Genomic DNA, 19,604 nt, shown 5'->3' with positions numbered 1-19,604 from the left:
ACATCCCTTCCCTCCGTCATGCACCAACGCCATGAACACGCTCATCAAAGGACGCCGCAAGGCGGTTTTATTATAGAAAGGAGAAATCCAACAGCAAGAATGCAAATAAATCGGCTGACGGGGCAAAGCTTTCATTAAGCAATATCCCTATAATTAGGGTTAAGCGATTTGAATTAGAACGCTTCCAAAAATGAATGTACTTAACATCAGGAAGGTGAATATCAGTGGTACAAACAGAGGGTCAAAGTAAGGTGCGGTTGGGTGTTATTGGTCTTGGCGATCGAGGGCGCAGTTTGTTAAACAACCTTTTGAACATGGATGAAGTTGAAATAATGGCTGTCTGTGATTCTTATGAGGACAGAATGCAAATGACTATGGAGCTTGTAGAAGCAGCTGGCCGAAAGAGACCTGAAGCTCTGCGGGACTATAAAGATGTATTAGCACGCAACGATGTGGATGGGGTCATTATTTCCACAAGCTGGACTAGTCACATAGAAATTGCTATAGAAGCAATGAAAGCAGGTAAATATGTCGGTTCTGAGGTTGGGGGTGCAGCTTCATTGGAAGAGTGCCTGGAACTCGTTCGAACATCAGAGGCAACTGGAGTTCCGTGCATGCTGCTTGAGAACTGCTGCTACGGACGAGAGGAAATGACTTTGCTTAATATGGTGAAAAAAGGTATCTTCGGACAGCTAGTTCACTGCCAGGGTGGTTATGAGCATGATGTCAGGGAAGCCGTTGCCAAAGGAAGGGAGAACAGGAATGGTTGCATCGATCATTATGTGAAGAGGAATGCTGACACGTATCCCACCCACGGATTAGGTCCTGTGGCTAAGTACCTGGGAATAAACAGAGGAAATCAGTTCATGACATTAACCTCAATGGCGTCGAAATCCCAGGGTCTTAAGCAATGGATTAAACAAAATTTGGACAAAGAACATCCTATGGCGGAAATGGATATTGCCCAGGGCGATATTATCACCACGATGATTAAATGCGCAAATGGAGAGACGATCCTCCTTGTTCACGATACGACATTACCTCGACCTTACTCAAGAAATGGAAGGGTTCAAGGAACAAGCGGCATTTGGATGGAAGACAACCAGTCGATTTATATTGAAGGGAAAAGTGTGAATCACTCTTGGGAGCCTTTTGACAACTATCGTAGCGAATATGAGCATCCTCTTTGGAAAGAGTTTATCGAAAAAGGAGTTCAAGGTGGACATGGAGGGATGGATTACCTCTGCCTTCGAGCTTTTGTGGAGAGTATACAACTAGGAATTGAACCACCGATTGATGTTTACGATATGGCTGCTTGGAAAGCAGTAACCGTTCTTTCAGAGCAATCCATAGCGCTAGGAAGCCATCCTGTTAGTTTTCCGGACTTTACCAAAGGGAAATGGACCCATCGATCCCCGGCTCCGTCAAGTAAATATTCGCTGGACCAGATCGATGAAACAAATTTCAGAGATATATGGAGCAAATGAATATGAAAAATGTGACAGTTGAAGAAAATCGGCTTCAAGGCACGTTAGACTGGCAACTGACCAGGTTTCAATTTGATTATCCTGAAAGCCAGCAAGGATCCCCTCTAATTCGTGGATTGCGCTCGAAAGTCATCGAGGGATATGCATCGCGGACAAGTGTTTATCCAGGAGAAAGTATTGATTTTATGGTAAGTACGAATCCTGCCAGCAAGTTTCTAGTCGATATTTATAGACTTGGTTACTATGATGGCACTGGTGGTAGGCATATGGAGCAATTAGGTCCATTTGAAGGAAAAGTTCAACCTATGCCTATGGAAAGTATAGAGAGGCTTCGGGAGTGTAACTGGCAGCCTTCTGTCAGCTTGCAGATACCAAGCCATTGGGTTAGCGGCATTTATGTAACAAAGCTTACTTTGGATGCTGCTCAGCGTTCTCAGAGCTACATGATATTTGTAGTTAAGCAAAAACGAAGAAGTGAAATTCTTGTACAAGTAAGCGATTTGACCTGGCAAGCATATAACAAATGGCCGGGTATAAATTCGATTTATGACGATGGGACACCCGACCTCTGGTATGAGGGGACAAATGTACGGGTAAGCTTCGACCGTCCTTATTCAAAGTACTGCCAAATTGTAGATTCACCACATTCATGCGGCTCTGGAGAATTTCTATTATGGGAATTTCCTTTGACATTCTGGCTTGAATCAGAGGGCTATGAGGTTACTTATTGTTCCAATCTCGACTTGCATAGTGATCCCGATTTAATTAAAAATAGCAAAGTGTTTATATCCGCAGGTCATGATGAATATTGGACTGACAATATGTACAAGAATGCCAGCGCTGCCCTTGAGGCAGGAGTCAGCCTGCTCTTTCTATCTGGAAATGCGATGTACCATGAGATCATACCTTATCAGGATCAGGAAGGCGAAATTCCGTTTCGCTCCTTTGCCCGAAAAAAACGGCTGGCAGACGAACATCAGCTAATGGGAGCCAGTTCATTTGGATCTGGGTATGGAGATTGGACAGTAGTAAAGCCGGAGCATTGGGTATTCTCGGGAACCGGTATGAAGGCAGGTGACAGTATTCCTGGGTTAATAGGATGGGAATATCACGGTGCGCCATTTCCAGAAATTAAGGATCTTGAAATATTGGCCGAAAGTGATTTGATAGGTGTTCCTAATATTTCGGAAGGAGTTGATGCCAATGTAGGGGGAAATAATGGAAAACATGGCGCTGTCATTTACCCTGGCAAACAGGATAACTGGGTATTTAATGCAGGCACCATATGGTGGCCGGAAGGTTTAAGCAACCCACCAGGTCATATTCCTGCTAAGGGAGACTTTGGGTGCACGCAGGGCCCTGATCCCAGGGTACAACAAATCACCCGGAACTTGCTTAATCGTTGTCTTGGAAAGCAATAATGTCGTTTCTGTAAGTACTAAATCAATATGGGGGTATAACTGTGAAAAAGATGAGTTGTGTACTACTAGTTTTAATGTTCGCGATGAGTACTATTTTGGCTGCGTGCAGCAGCAAGTCTCCGGCGGTCTCTGAACCGCCAACTGAAACGGCCAAGCAAGGAGAGACTGCTAAACCGGACGCCACTCCCGGTGCGGAGACAGAGAAAAAGCAGTACAGTGGTGAAATCGTGATCTCACTGGATAACACAAGTGCAGAGGGCTTTGCCTCCCTACAGGAAGCCTATAAGAAGGTTCAGCCTGATGTGAAATTAGTGTGGGAACCCAAAGGGGGACCAGGTACTGATTATCCTAGTGTATTAGGAACGATGCTGGCAGCGGGCACGCCCCGGCCAGATGTTGTCGCTGGAGCCTACATGCCAACGTATGATAAATTTCTGAATTTTGATAAATACCGCTACCAAACGAATCCGTACACCGGAAACAAATGGGATGAAGATCTGGACTGGAATTTCTGGGTGGGTAAAAATGCAAAGGGTGAGCGTAGTGTGCTGCCAACGCAATCCGTTCATATTATGTGGTTTTATAACAAGGATATTTTCAACAAACTAAATCTGGTCCCTCCAACCAATTGGGATGAGATGGTAGAGGTGTCCAAGAAGATTAGCGATGCAGGCATTATCCCTATTGCTTCCAACTACGGCTATAAAGTACCGCTGTGGATGAACGAAATTTATATGGATCAATTTACGCGCAATTGGCATGATTTGGTCAGAGCGCAGCCAGGCGATTACAACTACGACGATGATGTAGACGGAACTTTTGTAGCTGATCCGAATGATCCATTCATTAATTTGAAGTATAACTTTAATCAAGCACGTTTCTACAGAGGAATCAAAGACGGAACGATTCGTTTTGACACGCCGGAAGTAGCAGAGCTGGTCACGAATATGGCGAAACTTTTCCCTAAATATGCCCAAAAAGATTTCTTTGTCAGCAGTGATGACTATCCTTTATTCCTTCAACAGAAAGCGGCTATGATTATTGATGGTACATGGAGCCTGCCGACAGTGAAGAAGGATATGGAAAATTTAAACGATCCGAAACGTCTAGAGGAACTACAAATTAAAGATTCTGGTGCGTTGAAGCCTTTTGAGTGGGGTACTTTTGAAAATCCTCCCATGGTTGGCTCTCTTGTCCAAGGACCTGTACGCAGCGTAGAATCAGCCACTGGGGAGTATATCAGTATTGTGGATAAAAACCAGGAGCAAAGCGACATGGTGCTGGATTTCGTGATGTTCTGGCTCTCCAAACCGGGGTATCAAGCATGGGTAGACGGTCAGGTGAAGGCTAACAAATTTAATCCAGGTGGCCCCATTATGATCAAAGGTGTCGAGGTTCCAGCCGATATTAAAGAGCTTTTTGGTCATGTAAAGATGTTAGGGAATGCAGAAATCGTGATGAATAATCTTTTGTTAACGAGAGTAGCAGACTTGGACAAGGTGAATTTTAATTTGTATAAGGAAGCGTTGGAAGGGAAAATAACCCCAGAAGAGTTTGGCAAAAAGCTGCAGGAATCCTGGACCAAAAATTTCGACGAAATAATTAAACAGGCTGGTTTGACAGCAGATAATATTGAACATCCAGATAGGGAGCCAGGGAAGTAGACTGTTTCCCCAATTATAATCACGGTGATTGAATCTTCCATTAATCAGTAAATTTAATCACTTAATTACTTAATCAAATAGGTCATTTGCTCAAAATGGCCTATTTGATTTCACTGTATAACAGCCTAGGATCGGAATCATGTGGAGGGGGAAGAAATGTCTAATCTAATGAAGGAACGCAGCTCATCGCCCAACAGAAAAGGCAGCCGGCGGTTAGGGATCGGAATCATTATTCTTATCCTGCTGGCGAGTTCGTTATATTTGGTGATGGATGCGTCAAAAGGCAGACCCTATGAGGTAGGCGGTTCCTTAAGCGGAGTGAAAATAATCAAGGCCGTAGAGCTGCAGGAGGGCACAACACTTGCGATAACGACTGACAGCAGACTACTCCTGCTTGATGGGACTCAAATTCAAATGGAAAAAGAAATAAAGGGTACAATCACAGACATCGCCGTATCAGCGGATCGCTCCCACATTTATGTGGGTACGAATGATCGGAATGTATTTGTATTAGATCCTTTACTGCAAGAGATCGGCAGCTTTCCGGTGAATGGTAAAGTGATCGGACTCGATGCAACGATAGATGGTGTTAAAGATGCTACTGATGGTAGGGATAGTGGTGGTGGCATTAACGTCGCTTATGGAATCGGCCAATATACGAATAAATTTTGGGTGGGGCAGTTTGATGAAGCGGGAAATGCCATATTCAAAACCAAAGTCGGCATCGATGTGACTACGATTACAACGGGTAAGGATGGTTCCTATTTTGGTACCGTGGATTCGAAGGTGGGGCTATTGTCTCCAGATGGAAAGGAGCTGTGGCGAACCAATTTAATTCAACCGATCACCCGGCTTAGCTTGAACGCCAACCAGGAATTGCTTGCAGGAGATGAAAGAGGGAATGTATCCCTGCTGTCCGCAAAGGGGAAGGTGATTTGGACGCAGCCTCTATCTGCGTATCCCATTACTATGCTGGATGAGGCTAAGCAATCCGGCCATATAATTGTAGGAGATAAGGATGGAAGCTTATTTATTCTTAATACAGGGGGGAATGTGCTTTATCAAGCTAATTTCAATAAAGGCGCTATCAGCAGTTTGATCCATAATAATGAGAAGGAGCTTATCGTGTTAACGGATCAAGGCAGGGATTTGACGATTAATCTCCATAAAGCACTGCAGGCAAACACCCAAAATAAGATCAAAACAGGCTTGATCATCATGGATCTTATCTTAGTACTCACTGCTATTGGAATCAGCATTTCATCGGTTCCTGCTTGGCGCAAGGCGGCTATTCAATTTGGACGAAGATTAAAGCGCTCAAGGACAGCCTATTTGCTGCTGCTGCCTTCCATCGCGCTTATTATTTTGTTTAATATTACGCCTACACTTATGGCGGTGTTTTATTCGTTTACTAACTTTAGCTTGAAGGAACCCCTTAAAGTAATTGGTTTGGCTAATTTTGTGAAATTAGGGTCGGATTCATTCTTTTGGGTCGGCATGTGGAACATGATCCTGATTATTGTGACATCCATTCTTAAAGAACTCACGATGCCGCTTCTTGCTGCAGAGCTTATCTTCTGGTTAAGAAGCAGCAAGTTAAAATATGTGTTTCGCACAGCTTTTGTAGTGCCCAGTATTGTGCCAGGAGTTGTGGTGGTTTTACTATGGAAAATGATGTATGAGCCCGAAACGGGTTTGATTAATCAGTTTTTAGGGGTACTTGGACTGGGCGCTTTACAGCATGCATGGCTGGGGGATGAAAACCTGGCTATCTGGAGTATTATCGCAGCCGGATTTCCGTTTATCAGCGTTTTCGCTTTTCTGATTTATTTTGGCGGTTTGATTGGGATCAGCAGGGATATTTATGATTCGTCCGCTATTGATGGCATCAATGCCTGGGGACGTTTTTGGAAAATTGATGTGCCACTCATTCGTCCGCAAATTAGGCTTATTTTATTTTTCACCTTCATTGGCAGCATACAAGGCTTTTCTAATATTTTCATATTTACGCGGGGAGGACCTGGAACAGCGACTTATGTGCCTGGCCTGCAAATGTACAATCAAATTTCGAGCGCCAACTTCGGCTACGCTTCGGCCATTGGTGTCGTACTGGCCATTCTGGTTCTGGCTGGCAGTATACTCAATGTTCGATTCTCGAAACAGGAAAGGGAGTGATTGGATGAGCAGGAGTTCCGGCAGTAGTTGGGGTGAGCGTTCTGGTAAAAGCTCTGATAAAAACTTGGATAAAAACTCGGATAACAATTTTGGCCGTAAAAGGGGCAGGAAGCTTTACATGAAATCAGCAGTAAGCTATGGCACGCTTGTTGTGCTGTTATTGCTTTCATTTATTCCTATTTTTATGATGATCTCGATGTCCCTGCGTGACAGCTTGATGATCTATGGGGATTTTTGGAGCTTGCCTTGGCCGCCTAAATGGGAAAACTATTCCTTTGCGTTAATTGATCTGACTGTACCGATCTTACGCACGATCTACCTCTGTGTGATCTCTATTGTGGGCATTATGGTTTTCGCTACTCTCAGTGGGTATGCTTTTGCCCGACTTACCTTTGTTGGCAGAAATCTATTGTTTTTTATAGTCGTTCTGATGATGACGGTTCCAGGAGTGCTGCTGCTGACACCCAACTTTATTTTGGCAGATTTCCTGCATTTGAAAAATAGCCTGGAAGGGTTAGCTGTGTTTTATATCGGTGGCGGGCAATTGTTTGCCATTTTCCTGTTAAGCACCTTTTTTCAGTCTCAGCCGGAGGAAATGTTTGAAGCTGCCAGGATGGAGGGGGCATCCGAGTTTCGCTGTGTATGGGCAATTGCCATCCCGCTAGCCCGCCCCATTCTGATCACGATCGGAATTATGAATTTCCTTTCGATTTATAACGATTTGATCTGGCCTATTCTACTAATCAGCACGCCGAATCTGCAGACGATCTCCATGGCACTTGCGAATTATGCTCCGAATGCGGGGAACGCTGTGGGGCAAATGTCCCGACCGGATCTTGGCATTATTACATCGGGGTATGCTTTCGCTTCGATACCGTTATTGTTTTTATTTACTTTTGGCATGAGATATTTTATTGAAGGGTTAACTTCAGGTTCGGTCAAGGCGTAATGGTTTATACATTTAGTTAACAGTGAAGGAAGGATGCATGTATGAAAAGATTTGAGGGACAAATCGTGATGGTAACGGGCGCGAGCCGGGGTATTGGCATGGCAACAGCTGAGCGTTTCGCTGCCGAAGGAGCACATGTGATCTTGCTTGCGAATAACGCCGATGAGCTGAAGCGAACCGCCGGGCAATTTGAGAATCAAGGATATCCCGTTCTCCCTTTATGTGTGGATATCTCTGATCCAAACCAGGTAGAAGATGCGATAGAACAAGCTGTTAGTATCTTGGGTCGTATCGACGTTCTAGTAAACAATGCAGGGATTGCCTGGGAAGAACCGTTTCTCGACATTACTGATGCGCATTGGCAGCAGATGATAAACGTTAATTTAAACGGAATGTTCTATGTAGCTCAGCGGGTATCCAGGCAGATGGTCAAACAGATGAGTGGCTGCATTTTGAATATGGGCTCAACTAACGGTTTAGCTGGTGAGGAAAATTATGCGCATTACAACGCATCCAAGGGTGGAGTGGTGCTGCTGACCAAAACGATGGCTTTAGAGCTGGGCCGCTATAACATTCGGGTGAATGCGGTTTGCCCTGGGTATATTCAGACACCACTGACAGAATCTATCGATGATGCGGAATTTGTGGGAAGCTATATTCGTAACAAAATACCACTCGGTAAGGTCGGTAAGGTAGAAGATGTGGCAGGTGTTTTTGCTTTTTTAGCGAGTGAGGATGCTGCTTTTATTACAGGTGAATCGATCGTGGTGGATGGTGGGCAGCTTGCTTAATTGTGTGCTGTGGGCAGTAACCGGGCAGTGGTTCGAGATCCATTTTCGATGATTAAAATATTAAACTATATGATCTTCCAAATTGTGCTATAATCCTCAAGGCATATATAACTATATTTGGAATATATTAACTATGAAGTGGAAAGTTTTGTGTAGTGCTCTGGCACTGGTCTTTTTGTTTGCGGCTGTTGCTTCTGCACATCCCGGAAGAACGGATGCTAACGGCGGGCATACCTGCCGCACTAATTGTGAGAAGTGGGGCTTGGAATATGGAGAGTACCATTACCACAATGGTGGCACAAGCAGCAAATCAAGTGGCAGCAAGAGCAGTAGCTCAAAGGGTAGTACAAGTGGAGGGTCGTCATCATCAACGAGCAAAGCTCCTGCGAGCAAACCCAAGCAAGAGAAAGTTAATCCATTACAAGCATCATTGCCTACTTATAAAATCACAATTAATGATACAGAAGTGGATAATGCCTATGCCAAATACCCTGTTCTACAGTATAAGAATATTACCTACTTTCCAATGACTTGGGAATATACGCAGGCTTTGGGTATAAAAGTAGATTGGAAAAAGGAGACCGGCTTTTCTATAGCAAAAACGGATGCCAAGGCATCTAATTTCACACAACAAAAAGATTCATATAACAGTTCCTCAGCTAATTATATATTCAAATATCCAGCTTACAATGTCACGATTAACGGGTCTTGGCTTGATAATTATAATGAGGAGTACCCGGTTATGGTTTATAAAGAAATCACTTATTTTCCCATGACCTGGAAATTCGCTGTTGATGAGCTTGGACTTACGATCAATTATGATTCAGCACAAGGTTTAGCATAAAGAAGTAAATCGTTACAGGCACCATTGGGTGCTTTTTTTCATTGTGCATCTTATCTGTTTAATCATATTTGAGGAATAAAAAGAATTTTCTGATTATTCACTTCTTTTCTGAGTCATAACTAGGAAATTATGGTTAATAAGTAGTGTCGAATACAAAAAAATAAACAGGTGGTGAATTCATGTATGAGTAATCAGCGCAAAAGACCCCCATTAGCCATTTACTTGGCTGCTTTAACGCTGACTGTTGCAATGACTAAAAATGAGAATAAAAACTGACTAATACGCCAGTTGCCGCACTCTACAAGGCAGCTGGCGTATTTCAATTTTCATTCTTAAAAATTCATCAAATTCATAAAAAAACTCTTGCCTGTTCTTATTTTGTTCGTGTATAATAAATACAAACAAACGTTCGAATTGGAGGGGTTAAAGCATGTTTAAAGATGCTGGAAGCAGACCAACTCGCGATGAGTTGGTGTTGGAGGAAATAGGGAATCAGCTAGTTGAGGCGAAGGAAGAGAACAGCGAAATGCTTATTACTGTCTGGGGATCAGATCCAGTCACAGGAAGGATTGTAGACATGGATGCGAGAACTCAGAGGGTTCATGTGCAAAAGCATGGGGAAATCACAAAAATTCCTTTCCTGGACATTATGAAGGTAGAGAGCCACAGATTATAGCCTTTCTTACATATAAATTTACACATAAATTTCAGTAAAAGCGGGAATTCTTTATCAAGAAACAGAAACCATTCTCTGCTAAGAAAGAGGTTTTTATGAAATTATTAATACCGGACCCAATTAAGAAAAAGCAGCAGCCCTCAAAATGTCATAAATGTATTTGGGGAAATTGGGATGGACTTATGCAATATTGCTCAAAGATCAAATGTGTAAGAGAGTGAGAAGAGTTTGAACACTTTCAAAGCATCTATCCTCGTGCTCTCATGTGCACTTTGATTATCATTGATTGTCATATAGCCTTTAAATTTTAATCGTAAAATTTGGCTGCATAATCTTCACTTCATTTGCAAACCATGTAAATGAAAAGGAGGGAAGATTATGCAGGATCGCAGAAAAGCATGTTTGATTTTAGGTATTCCGGAGGAAGCTACGAGTAAGGAGATTGAAGATCGTTACTTCATTTTGGTGAAAAGATACAAGAACCTTGCACAAGATGAGCAGCCGTCACCGGGAGAACCGATTTTTGCAACTATTAATGAAGCTTACCGTTTTTTAACCGGTTTTGTACCGATGCAGAAAATTCAAATGCGGGATCTGAAATGGAAGGAGAAATTTCAGCATATCCGGGAAAATTATATGATGGAAATAACTTATTTCGTAGTCATTGTTTTGTTTGTCTGTGCGGTTGGAACAGGAATCCATGAGATGTATAAAGCTGTACAGGCTGGGATAAAAGATCCCGGTGTGTATTCTCCAGCGGAAATACTACCACTTCCCATTTCAAAACATCAAACTAATAATGAAAATGTGACTCAAGAGTAGAAACACTAAATTATTGCATTTATGTATACGGACCTTAGGAACAAGCTATGCCTTAGGTCTGTTTTTTTATCTCACAGCTGCCGCGGTTTTGATTGTAATCGTCTTTATTGTGTTCAATCTTATTACGGATTATCAGTTGTTTAAGATAACGCTTTTTACCGTTGTCATCCAAATATCTTTGTAATCTAATTTGATTCCCATTAACATAAAGTTACTAATATTATCAATAACCAATGACAGCATATGAGCCTTTGCAACAGTATTGTCCGGAGATATTACACCAAGTGCCGCCCCCCTCGTTAACAAATCAGAGAAGCCGCTTAAGAAATCTTCTTGAATCTTGATTAATCTTTGATGATATTTTTCTTTACGGCTAACTGCAAGCAGAAATTCGTTCAACACTCGCAACACGTTAAAAGCCTCATCCTCTTTTGGAAGCATCTGTAATCCATTAGAAATTAATAATTGTTCAAAATTTTGCTGGGTATACTCTTCTATAGAGAAATATGCAGAAAAATTGTAATTTTTAAACGTTTCTTCAAACAGGAAATCAATCAGCACTTCTTTGGATGAAAAATGATAATAAATCGCAGGCTTAGATATGCCAACTTCCGAAGCTATCATGGAAAGGCTTGTTTTATCTATGCCAAGCTCGGCAACCAGCTTATAGGCGGCTTCCAGGATGTCCTGATAAGTATTGTTAGGGTTTGTCATTGATAACTCCTTTATGAGTAAGTCATGCTTTAATTTTACTTATCAGTAAGTAAAATTACAACAAAAAAATGCAAAAAAGACCAGATGATATCATCTGATCGTTAATTAAAAGGGTATAGAAAAAGTTTATCCTCCTTTATTATAAAACACAATATATAGTATGTAAAGTGCAAATAGTGGCAATATGTCGTTGTATTGCCGCCAAGCTCAGATTAAAGGGACGACGAAAATAAGAAAAACAATGAGGATAATAATACTGCTAATCCGGCTCATAAGCAGATAAGCGTCGCTAGGCTCAGAGTCACCTTTTACCATCCATCCATATCTCATATACCAGCCGAATCTAGGGAAGAAGATATTGAGAAGCGCTACAATGACAAAAAGAAAGTAGAAAATAACCACTTTGACCAACTCCTTTTTGTTTCAATACGATTGATAGATGTATTTGTTTCAAAGTAATTAATGTTTTAGTAAGCGGGAGCAGTGATCTCGCTGCCCCCCTGACAATAATACAGCTTTTACACGAGTCATACCCAAGATCACCTCTTTTCTACTTAAATTCTCTATTTAATGCACAGTCATTTATAATGTGCTAAAAAAGAATGCAGCGAAGTGATAAATGGGGGAAATCAACCTGAGTGCAGAACCATAAACCCACGCAATTCTATATAAATAAACATATACTATTCTATCAAAAGATAAAGCGAGGCTAAAAAAATGGCTGTGTATACGATGAGAAATACATGCAAAAAATATATGAATCGAACTGTTCAAATTAAGACGATTCATGGGAACTATATAGGAAAGATCGTTAAAGTAGATAACAGCAAAGTATATTTGAAAGTTTCATCACTTCATAAAAAAGGAAAGGCTCACACTTCATTTTTTCCCTTTATCATTCCACTCGTTTTATTTGACCTACTCGCGATTATATTATTAGATTCGAGAAGAAGAATATTATAAATTGTCACCCCATACATATGGGGTTTCTCTGCTTGCTTTTATCGAAAAAAAGCACCACAGCAGCTGCACATTTTCTTCGGATCAAAAAAGGTAATCCTCCATACTCGTCGAATAGTCTAATTACATGTACTGAATCTGATCAGGAAGCGAGGATTCAAATGAACGAAAAATATGCCATACGCGATGAACCTGGTAAAATGATGTTTGTCTTTTTCAAAAACAACCAATATTACGGCCATATCGTCAAAGAGCGCACAGACAAATCACCAGCTAAAATCGTTTTTGAAACCAAAAAATACGATTCATTATCACAGCTAAAGTCGGATTATCCCCCCCTAGAAAGTTCTGAGTAAAGTAATTCTTAATACTTAGAAGGAAAACCGATATCAGGAGGTTATGACGGTGAAGGAGCTCGTCGGGTATTGCAAAAAATGCGAAAAAGAGATTTATTGCATAGACGGCTTTCTTAATGGCTTGATCCAAGAGGATAGTTCTATGATTTGTTTTAAGTGTAATGAAGAAATGGAACCAATTAAAAGATAGCGATTGTGCATAGAAGCTGGTGCTAGTAGGACTATTTCCAGACAAAAATATCATTACAAATATTAAATATTATTTTAGTGTTGACATTTACAGATATTCTTGATATTATATTTCTTGTCCCCAAAAAACGACTTGTTAGCTCAGCTGGGAGAGCACTATCTTGACAGGGTAGGGGTCACTGGTTCGAGCCCAGTACAGGTCATACTTAAAAAGAGCCGAAACACCTTGATAGATAAGGGTTTCGGCTCTTTTTTTATTTGTTCATAAAAAATAATACAGCGGCATATGGAGCCGTGATACGAATTTGATACGAATCATATTTTTGAAATTGTGATACGAAAATAATAATTCTCAACTGCCATAAAAAGATTTGCCGAATGAATCAGCAACATCTATTTGTATATAAGGACGGATATGGGCGTAATTATCGATCATACGAGTATCTGACCACCCGAGGCGTTCGGCAATTGCTTGTGGTGTTTCTCTATTTTTTATTAGCATCGTAACGTGTGTATGTCTTAAGTCGTGAAACCGAATCTTTTTTAAATTTGGTCCAGTCGCCGCCTCATTTATCGTTTTTACGAGTCGTTCAAATGATCGGTTACATTACGCGGCGAAACTGGGGCTCCGAACTTAGTGCATATGACCAAATTCAATTTAGCACCTATATGGTTTGAGGAGAAGCTAGCCAGCGGATCTGCTGCCGCTGCGGTTCAAATGGATGGATTTACAACTCAAATTACAGTTAATGGTTTTGGCAGAGCAGCCAAGGCTTATATTATGTATCAAAAATCAGGAACTTCAACCATAAGAGGCCTGAATTCTTCTAACCCTGAAAAAAATTCACTAAGTGTAATAATTAATTCGACTGAACTAAGTAAAACCAGTGTATCCACTTTGATTCTTGCAGGTTCTTTACAACATGCTTGGTTACATCGGGAAGGGTATCGGCACCCAACAGGAAAATATACTTCCTATATGGCAGGAGAATCTAGCATGTGCTTAATGCGCAGTAATAAAGATAAATCTCCGAGTACGCACGATAACTCATATACGAAATGGTTAGATTAATCAAATGTACATTGCCGCCTTACGAGAGCCAGAGGGATACTGGTCGAACCGGACTTGTTCCGGTCGCGGAAATCCGCTAGTTTAAATAAAAAAAGAGCCCTGGAGATGCTTTCCCCAAGGCTCTTTTTGCCGATGCTTCCGGACAACACATTATGTATACGTTGATTCTAAGAATACTTGGTGTCACCGTTGTCAACATGAAATGGCTGCTTATCCTGCACATCCAGAAGGTTTTCCTGTCCAAGACACGTTTGGAAACTTTATGATCGCTGGGGACTATAAAGATTGGAATGTGTGGGGTAATTCACAGAATAAATTTTAGCAATATAGTAATATCTCATTAGGAGGTGAATGTGCAATGAAAAGAAAAGCCTTAATAATGACCATTTTATTCACACTATCCATAACATTAGTTTCTGGAACACCTTTATCTTTAAAAACTAAACACGATACAGCCAAAAATTCTGTTGGAAATATTCGATAATAGAAATATCTTAGTTGGCTCCCAATTGAGTCAACTTTTTGAACTGGATAGAGCTTTTTTACGAGAACATACAGGAAAAGTCCTAGGTATTGGTGATCTTGCAGATGAAGTTGAGAAATATTCCGTTTCTTTTGATAAACCAATTCGAAATAGTGTCTCGATTCCGACTTATGTGTCCGCAACGAAAAAGAGTGAAGGACTGTGCGAAGTGCCATCAACAACAATCGGAAGAACGGAAACTGAATTTGTTCCCGGAGCAACATATGAAGTAAACGCCTCATTCACAGTTTACGGAGAATTTGTTAATGAAAAAGCAGATGTTTGTTTTCCTTATCCCAAGAAAAACACCGGTCTTTCTTATGATGATGATTGGAGACCAGCCGAAGTGGAATTAATCCAGCTAGAACTTTATAAAAAAGTAACTCAGAAAAAATTACAAGTTGCAGATGAACGTATTGCTGCACCTGGAAAGTTTATGGAAACACCAATTCGAGCAATTGTTGGCTGGCGGGAAATTTCTCGTGAGCTTTCCACAAAACTAGGTTTGCCAATGTTATGATCATACATTAAGCCCCCGACCCATTTGTACCTGTTTAACAACTATAGGCTTTCCTCTAATCAGTTTCAGGGGGTAGAAGAAGATCCTTGGAAATATCCCCAAGGTTTTTCTACCAAAACTTCTGAACAGTGTCAGCAGTCCCACATTTCCGCCTCAGTCCATTCATGCATAAGCTCTGCTTTTACGACATCCGTTTTCACAATCCACTCATGCTCATTAGTGCCATCATATGGGTCTACCCAATCTAGCCGCACGGTGAATCCTCACGTTAATGATGTTTTTCATCGCTAAAAGAGGACGGATGGCCTCTGCGGGTGGTAAAAAGTGATTTTGAGCGATGTTTTTCATTGTTAAAGTAAGTAATTGGAGAGGGCCTGGTGCTTTTACGATGAAAACCATCGCTAAAGCACCAGGCCCTCTCAGATCTTCATCCCAGTGTCTTTGCCAGCCAGGAAACCACCTCAAATCAAGAGAAAACCCTTGTTGGCTGTTCGTTGAGCTTGGTGCTAGTATGAATTGTGCGATTGTAGCTAAAGGGAATGGCTGTGGGTGGAAGAGCGGCAGCGTCCGCATTTAAAGATTTGTTCCTACCTCCTCATCGATACCATTCAAGGGAACAAATCTTTAACAGCGGCTGGAGCCCACAGCCATTCCCTCCCCGAACCACCAACATTATGAACACGCTCCTTAAAGGACACCGCAAGGGACTGTTGACAAATTACCTTTTTGACGAAATTTATGTTTAAGAACCCGCTTAAACACTGGGTATCTAAAAATCATTTTTCGTAAAATTGGCTTTTGTCAACAGTCCCGCAAGGCGTCTTTCTCATAAATCATTAATTACTGATAGATTTCAAAGGAAATTTATCCTGCAAAGTCATTTTCGAAAGGACAAGCATCATTGGTTTTAGCTTCTTATTATGTTTAATTCGTTGGTTCCCCTCTGGATGTAAGGTCTGCAATAAGAAATTTAGATATACACTCGTGAAATCTCTGAACCATTTTGATTCCAAGTGGTGCAATTCAAAGCCTAATCCATGTGTGATGCCGCGATGAAGTAAGGTGACGCCAATTAAAGCTTTTACTTTAGCCAGCTCAGGGGTAGTTTGCAGGGCGGCGCTAATTTGTTTGATTGCCTCGCGCGACATTCGTGCAGTGGATAGCGCGGCACGATTCGAGCCGACGGAACGCAGCAGGCCTAATACCTGGCCATTGTCCAGATGCAATTCACCAATCCAGTCACCGGCACGAACCGTGGTTCCATCTTGGCAGGTTATGCTTTGTCCGCGGTGCCTAGTAACAAATACTTTGCAAATGCCATAGCGGAATATGTGCTTGCAGCGCCAACTTGAAAATAGATCAAAAGCTTTTTCCCAAAGCATCCAGAGCGATTGTAAAATAACTTTATAAAAGGAGAGGGAGGATCGCAACACTCTTCTCGTTTTACTATGCTTTCTCACAATAAGAACGCCTGCGATTCCAATGACAACACAGATTACAAGCTGGATGGAGTACCTGGATGCAGCGTGAAGGAGTTGTTCTATTTTCTCGCCGAATAGTAGGCCAACCATCGTATAGAATGCTACCCATAAGGCAGCCCCTATCTGATTATAGATGAAAAAGGTTCTAAACCTTAAGCCCAGAATGCCTGAAACATAGCCGGTGAAATGGCGGAGTCCAGGGATGAAATGACTGACGAGGATGATTTTATTTCCATATTTTTCGAACCATTTTGTAATTTTTAAAATATTTTTTGGCTTCAACAAGAAGTACTTCCCATATTTATCGAAAAAGGGAGTGCCTAGCTTTTTGCCTAATAGATAAGTAAGCATGGTCCCGCTAGTAGCACCGAAGTAGGAACAGAGAATAGCCCAAAACATATGTATATGACCTTGGACCACCATATGTCCACTTATGGCCATGGCAAGCTCTCCTGGAAATGGCAGCGCCAAGGATTCCGCAAATAAGCCTAGAAACAAAACAAAGTATCCATACTGATCAAAGAGACTGTTCATCCAATGCATAATTATGTGACTCCCTTACAGGCATTTTTATTAATTTAGTATAGCTGGATAGGGGTGATTAAATAACGGACCTTCGGTTAGTTTTGTATCTGGACTATGGTCGGGGACGAAACCGTGAAATGGGCTGGGATTCGCCCAAAAAACAGCTTTAAAAGGTAGATTGTTTTGTGTTACTATGAGTGAGTATATATCCTATAAAATATTGAAAAATAGAGGTGTCTATCCATTGGAAAAAGAGATTCAGTTGCCTACTTATGCTTGTGAATATAAAGAAAATTTGAAAGCTATCATTTCTTATGATGATCCGGTATGGGATCAATTGCCGGTTATGGACTTGGCAGAAACAACTTTTGGCACACCCGTGGAGGAATTTGCGACTGGTGTAAAGGCTTTTTGGACAGAGACTGCGCTGTATTTTCGCTTTTTTGGGAAAGACTCACATCTTGTAGCTTCGTATACAGAGCATGATGATCCGATCTATGAGGAAGATGTTGTCGAGGTATTTATTAGTGAAACAGGGGATATGGTCAGCTATAAGGAGTTCGAAGTAAGCCCGGCAAATGTTAAATTTGATGCGGCAATTATCAATGATCCTTCAAGATCTTTACAAGTAGATACGGGTTGGCATTTAGAAGGCTGGGAGACGAGTGTAGATTATTTTCCTGAGAAATCAGAAATTTACTATGTGTGGAAAATGCCCTTTGCCGGATTTATCGGAGGTGTGCCGCAGCCTGGAGCTTCTTGGCGAATCAACTGCTACCGTATTGACCGGGGAGCGGGCATAGATAAGCCTGATCTGTATATGTCCTGGTCGCCTACCGGAATTGTTGATTTTCATACTCCATATAGATTTGGCCATTTGCATTTTGTGAAATAAGCGCAACAAACCATTGTTTGTATCCGTCCGGTAGTAGAGGCGGTGATTCCAATCTTAAGAAATAGCGGTAGGCTGCTAATGCCTGTTTTGTTATTCGCTTTACTGCTCAGCTCCTGTTCTCGCAATCCAGATGCTATTCAACAAATTGATATTTCCCGGAATGTGGACTTTAGCTCTACGAATCTGCAATTTCTGGGGAAGCTGACAACTAAGAAGCAATTCGCCACATTTTTGAGTATTCTTGATTCTGCGAAGAAAATGACAGGAGAGGCCAGTTGGGCCGAACCTCCACAATATGAATTCACAGTTCGTTATGCGGATGAAAAGCAGCATGCTTACAAGTTCTGGATGAAAGACCAGTCGAGGACGTTCCTTGATATGGAAGTGGGCACTTCAACAGGCTTTATATACACGGAAGAGGCCAAAGAAGATCTGATTTCTTTAATGAAGCAAGCTGGTATCATCCCATAAAAGAAAAAACCTGATCTTCCTTATACCGGAAGGAAGGTTTTTTTCTTTAAGCTTAAACAGGAGGGTTCCCATGGACAGCAATAGCCTTTATCACAGCAAATTGATGGCAGGGGAATATCATCCCAAAGTAGTGGCTTATTATTTCAAGCAGTGGCACGGATATCAAATGCCTTTCCATTCCCATAATGCGGTTGAAATCATGTATGTGATTACTGGCGCCTGCCGAGTTGAAATGGAAAAAGAAAAGATCGTTTTGAAAAAAGGCGATTTTATTCTTATTGATGCCAATGTGTCGCACAGGATGCTTGTGGATGATGATATGCAATGCCGTATGTTAAATGTGGAATTTATTTTTCACCCACTGAAGAACGATACGTTCCCTTGTATGAAAGAGCTTGCTGCTGAGAACAGTGCACTGAAGACGCTTCTTGATAGGGAAAGTCCTTATATTGTGCTGAGAGAGCAGGGAGAGGTATACCAGACGCTGAAAAGCCTTGTGTTAGAGCTGGATGCCAAAGGGGAAGAGAAGGAGCTTATGGTAAAGCTGCTGCTTTCACAGCTGCTTATTCGGATATCGAGGCTGGTGGTGGAAGGCATCCATTCCAATATGCAGGAGGTTGGGGGCTACGTAAAAAAAATCATAGCTTATATGCATCATAATTATGACTGTGATATCAAGGTGAAGGATATTGCAGCCTCCGTTAATTTGCATCCGGGCTATCTGCATAGAATTTTCAAAGCGACCATGAACAACTCTGTTATGGACTACCTCACCCTGCTTAGAATTGAGAAGGCCAAGATGCTGCTTGCTCAAACAGACATACCTGTTATTGATATTTCAGGCTACATCGGCATTAATAGCAGGCAGTATTTCAGCACCATTTTTAAAAAGCAAACGGGAAAAACGCCTGTTCAGTTCAGGAAATCGGTGGAGGCTCTTCATTGGGGCTATAATGAACTGTAATCTCGAGCAAAAGAAGTTAGGATTTTATACATCCATCATGTAATAAAGTAACGATATTGATAACCCTCTCTGTTCTTAACTGCTACAATTTTATACAAGAGCTCC

Annotated in this window: 20 protein-coding genes, 1 tRNA gene and 1 pseudogene; 17 read left to right on the top strand and 5 right to left on the bottom strand. The window is 41.5% G+C overall.

Annotated elements, in window-relative coordinates:
- The first annotated feature begins 224 nt into the window (after positions 1 to 224).
- The 9 genes from J2Z66_RS20995 to J2Z66_RS20955 all read left to right on the top strand — a co-directional run bounded on the left by J2Z66_RS20995 (position 225) and on the right by J2Z66_RS20955 (position 10,829).
- The gene (locus J2Z66_RS20995) at positions 225 to 1,487 is read left to right on the top strand and encodes a Gfo/Idh/MocA family protein (protein WP_312894683.1); all 1,263 of its coding nucleotides are present in this window, start codon (positions 225 to 227) and stop codon (positions 1,485 to 1,487) included.
- Positions 1,488 to 1,489: 2 nt separating this feature from the next.
- Positions 1,490 to 2,908, top strand: a complete 1,419-nt coding sequence (locus tag J2Z66_RS20990) for a N,N-dimethylformamidase beta subunit family domain-containing protein (protein WP_209974011.1) — start codon at positions 1,490 to 1,492, stop codon at positions 2,906 to 2,908.
- Between the two features lie 50 nt (positions 2,909 to 2,958).
- On the top strand, positions 2,959 to 4,572 hold the full coding sequence (locus J2Z66_RS20985) for an ABC transporter substrate-binding protein (RefSeq protein ID WP_245375724.1): 1,614 nt from the start codon (positions 2,959 to 2,961) through the stop codon (positions 4,570 to 4,572).
- Positions 4,573 to 4,728: 156 nt separating this feature from the next.
- On the top strand, positions 4,729 to 6,747 hold the full coding sequence (locus tag J2Z66_RS20980; protein ID WP_209974007.1) for an ABC transporter permease subunit: 2,019 nt from the start codon (positions 4,729 to 4,731) through the stop codon (positions 6,745 to 6,747).
- Between the two features lie 118 nt (positions 6,748 to 6,865).
- On the top strand, positions 6,866 to 7,696 hold the full coding sequence (locus J2Z66_RS20975; RefSeq protein WP_209974005.1) for a carbohydrate ABC transporter permease: 831 nt from the start codon (positions 6,866 to 6,868) through the stop codon (positions 7,694 to 7,696).
- A gap of 41 nt (positions 7,697 to 7,737) precedes the next feature.
- Positions 7,738 to 8,487, top strand: coding sequence for an SDR family NAD(P)-dependent oxidoreductase (locus J2Z66_RS20970; RefSeq protein ID WP_209974004.1), 750 nt, complete (start codon positions 7,738 to 7,740; stop codon positions 8,485 to 8,487).
- Positions 8,488 to 8,620: 133 nt separating this feature from the next.
- Entirely contained in the window at positions 8,621 to 9,331 is a 711-nt protein-coding gene (locus J2Z66_RS20965) for a YHYH domain-containing protein (protein WP_209974002.1), read from the top strand.
- A 430-nt stretch (positions 9,332 to 9,761) separates the two neighbouring features.
- Complete coding sequence (locus J2Z66_RS20960) at positions 9,762 to 10,007, top strand: YolD-like family protein (RefSeq protein WP_209974000.1); 246 nt, start codon at positions 9,762 to 9,764, stop codon at positions 10,005 to 10,007.
- A 378-nt stretch (positions 10,008 to 10,385) separates the two neighbouring features.
- Positions 10,386 to 10,829: a J domain-containing protein gene (locus J2Z66_RS20955; protein ID WP_209973998.1), complete on the top strand. Its 444-nt coding sequence runs from the start codon at positions 10,386 to 10,388 to the stop codon at positions 10,827 to 10,829.
- Between the two features lie 132 nt (positions 10,830 to 10,961).
- Here J2Z66_RS20955 and J2Z66_RS20950 read toward each other — a convergent pair whose 3' ends face one another.
- Both J2Z66_RS20950 and J2Z66_RS20945 read right to left on the bottom strand, forming a co-directional pair.
- Positions 10,962 to 11,543 carry a TetR/AcrR family transcriptional regulator gene (locus tag J2Z66_RS20950; protein WP_209973996.1) on the bottom strand — a complete coding sequence of 194 codons (582 nt, stop codon included), beginning with the start codon at positions 11,541 to 11,543 and terminating at the stop codon, positions 10,962 to 10,964.
- A 207-nt stretch (positions 11,544 to 11,750) separates the two neighbouring features.
- A complete protein-coding gene (locus J2Z66_RS20945; RefSeq protein WP_209973995.1) occupies positions 11,751 to 11,945 on the bottom strand; it encodes a DUF6199 family natural product biosynthesis protein in 195 nt (64 codons plus the stop codon).
- 719 nt (positions 11,946 to 12,664) lie between these two features.
- Here J2Z66_RS20945 and J2Z66_RS20940 point away from each other — a divergent pair.
- A complete protein-coding gene (locus J2Z66_RS20940) occupies positions 12,665 to 12,859 on the top strand; it encodes a hypothetical protein (RefSeq protein WP_209973993.1) in 195 nt (64 codons plus the stop codon).
- 319 nt (positions 12,860 to 13,178) lie between these two features.
- A tRNA-Val gene (locus tag J2Z66_RS20935) sits at positions 13,179 to 13,251 on the top strand.
- A 149-nt stretch (positions 13,252 to 13,400) separates the two neighbouring features.
- On the opposite strand, the pseudogene J2Z66_RS44125 reads toward J2Z66_RS20935, so the two are convergent.
- Positions 13,401 to 13,634, bottom strand: a pseudogene (locus tag J2Z66_RS44125) (tyrosine-type recombinase/integrase); the annotation flags it as partial.
- A 51-nt stretch (positions 13,635 to 13,685) separates the two neighbouring features.
- Here J2Z66_RS44125 and J2Z66_RS20925 point away from each other — a divergent pair.
- The 3 genes from J2Z66_RS20925 (at position 13,686) to J2Z66_RS20920 (ending at position 15,163) form a co-directional block, all read left to right on the top strand.
- A complete protein-coding gene (locus tag J2Z66_RS20925) occupies positions 13,686 to 14,120 on the top strand; it encodes a hypothetical protein (protein ID WP_209973991.1) in 435 nt (144 codons plus the stop codon).
- A gap of 358 nt (positions 14,121 to 14,478) precedes the next feature.
- Positions 14,479 to 14,604 (top strand): hypothetical protein, encoded by a 126-nt coding sequence (locus J2Z66_RS43500; RefSeq protein WP_281068870.1) that lies wholly within the window; start codon positions 14,479 to 14,481, stop codon positions 14,602 to 14,604.
- Between the two features lie 25 nt (positions 14,605 to 14,629).
- Positions 14,630 to 15,163 carry a hypothetical protein gene (locus J2Z66_RS20920; RefSeq protein ID WP_209973989.1) on the top strand — a complete coding sequence of 178 codons (534 nt, stop codon included), beginning with the start codon at positions 14,630 to 14,632 and terminating at the stop codon, positions 15,161 to 15,163.
- Between the two features lie 131 nt (positions 15,164 to 15,294).
- Here the strand turns inward: J2Z66_RS20920 and J2Z66_RS43495 are convergent, their stop codons facing one another.
- Positions 15,295 to 15,417: a hypothetical protein gene (locus tag J2Z66_RS43495; protein WP_281068869.1), complete on the bottom strand. Its 123-nt coding sequence runs from the start codon at positions 15,415 to 15,417 to the stop codon at positions 15,295 to 15,297.
- Positions 15,418 to 15,999: 582 nt separating this feature from the next.
- A complete protein-coding gene (locus J2Z66_RS43860) occupies positions 16,000 to 17,187 on the bottom strand; it encodes a DedA family protein (protein WP_312894681.1) in 1,188 nt (395 codons plus the stop codon).
- A 226-nt stretch (positions 17,188 to 17,413) separates the two neighbouring features.
- Between J2Z66_RS43860 and J2Z66_RS20905 the strand changes: the two genes are divergently transcribed.
- The 3 genes from J2Z66_RS20905 (at position 17,414) to J2Z66_RS20895 (ending at position 19,499) form a co-directional block, all read left to right on the top strand.
- Positions 17,414 to 18,064: a carbohydrate-binding family 9-like protein gene (locus J2Z66_RS20905; protein ID WP_209973987.1), complete on the top strand. Its 651-nt coding sequence runs from the start codon at positions 17,414 to 17,416 to the stop codon at positions 18,062 to 18,064.
- Between the two features lie 78 nt (positions 18,065 to 18,142).
- Positions 18,143 to 18,535, top strand: coding sequence for a YhfM domain-containing protein (locus tag J2Z66_RS20900; RefSeq protein WP_209973985.1), 393 nt, complete (start codon positions 18,143 to 18,145; stop codon positions 18,533 to 18,535).
- A 70-nt stretch (positions 18,536 to 18,605) separates the two neighbouring features.
- Positions 18,606 to 19,499, top strand: coding sequence for an AraC family transcriptional regulator (locus tag J2Z66_RS20895; protein ID WP_209973983.1), 894 nt, complete (start codon positions 18,606 to 18,608; stop codon positions 19,497 to 19,499).
- The last annotated feature ends 105 nt before the right edge of the window (positions 19,500 to 19,604 follow it).

It is taken from the genome of Paenibacillus eucommiae (assembly GCF_017874215.1).
In the GTDB taxonomy this organism is placed as follows: domain Bacteria; phylum Bacillota; class Bacilli; order Paenibacillales; family NBRC-103111; genus Paenibacillus_AI; species Paenibacillus_AI eucommiae.
Note: the sequence above shows the minus strand (reverse complement) of the source record. Positions and strands in the feature narration are given on the sequence as shown.

Bases quoted from the DNA above. Each gene is read 5' to 3' on its own strand.
- J2Z66_RS20940 (WP_209973993.1), top strand. From the start codon at position 12,665: ATGAACGAAAAATATGCCATACGCGATGAACCTGGTAAAATGATGTTT.
- J2Z66_RS20980 (WP_209974007.1), top strand. From the start codon at position 4,729: ATGTCTAATCTAATGAAGGAACGCAGCTCATCGCCCAACAGAAAAGGC.
- J2Z66_RS43860 (WP_312894681.1), bottom strand. From the start codon at position 17,187: ATGCATTGGATGAACAGTCTCTTTGATCAGTATGGATACTTTGTTTTG.
- J2Z66_RS20975 (WP_209974005.1), top strand. From the start codon at position 6,866: ATGAAATCAGCAGTAAGCTATGGCACGCTTGTTGTGCTGTTATTGCTT.
- J2Z66_RS20895 (WP_209973983.1), top strand. From the start codon at position 18,606: ATGGACAGCAATAGCCTTTATCACAGCAAATTGATGGCAGGGGAATAT.
- J2Z66_RS43500 (WP_281068870.1), top strand. From the start codon at position 14,479: ATGAAAAGAAAAGCCTTAATAATGACCATTTTATTCACACTATCCATA.
- J2Z66_RS20970 (WP_209974004.1), top strand. From the start codon at position 7,738: ATGAAAAGATTTGAGGGACAAATCGTGATGGTAACGGGCGCGAGCCGG.
- J2Z66_RS20955 (WP_209973998.1), top strand. From the start codon at position 10,386: ATGCAGGATCGCAGAAAAGCATGTTTGATTTTAGGTATTCCGGAGGAA.
- J2Z66_RS20990 (WP_209974011.1), top strand. From the start codon at position 1,490: ATGAAAAATGTGACAGTTGAAGAAAATCGGCTTCAAGGCACGTTAGAC.
- J2Z66_RS20960 (WP_209974000.1), top strand. From the start codon at position 9,762: ATGTTTAAAGATGCTGGAAGCAGACCAACTCGCGATGAGTTGGTGTTG.
- J2Z66_RS20985 (WP_245375724.1), top strand. From the start codon at position 2,959: ATGAGTTGTGTACTACTAGTTTTAATGTTCGCGATGAGTACTATTTTG.
- J2Z66_RS20950 (WP_209973996.1), bottom strand. From the start codon at position 11,543: ATGACAAACCCTAACAATACTTATCAGGACATCCTGGAAGCCGCCTAT.
- J2Z66_RS20900 (WP_209973985.1), top strand. From the start codon at position 18,143: ATGCCTGTTTTGTTATTCGCTTTACTGCTCAGCTCCTGTTCTCGCAAT.
- J2Z66_RS20965 (WP_209974002.1), top strand. From the start codon at position 8,621: ATGAAGTGGAAAGTTTTGTGTAGTGCTCTGGCACTGGTCTTTTTGTTT.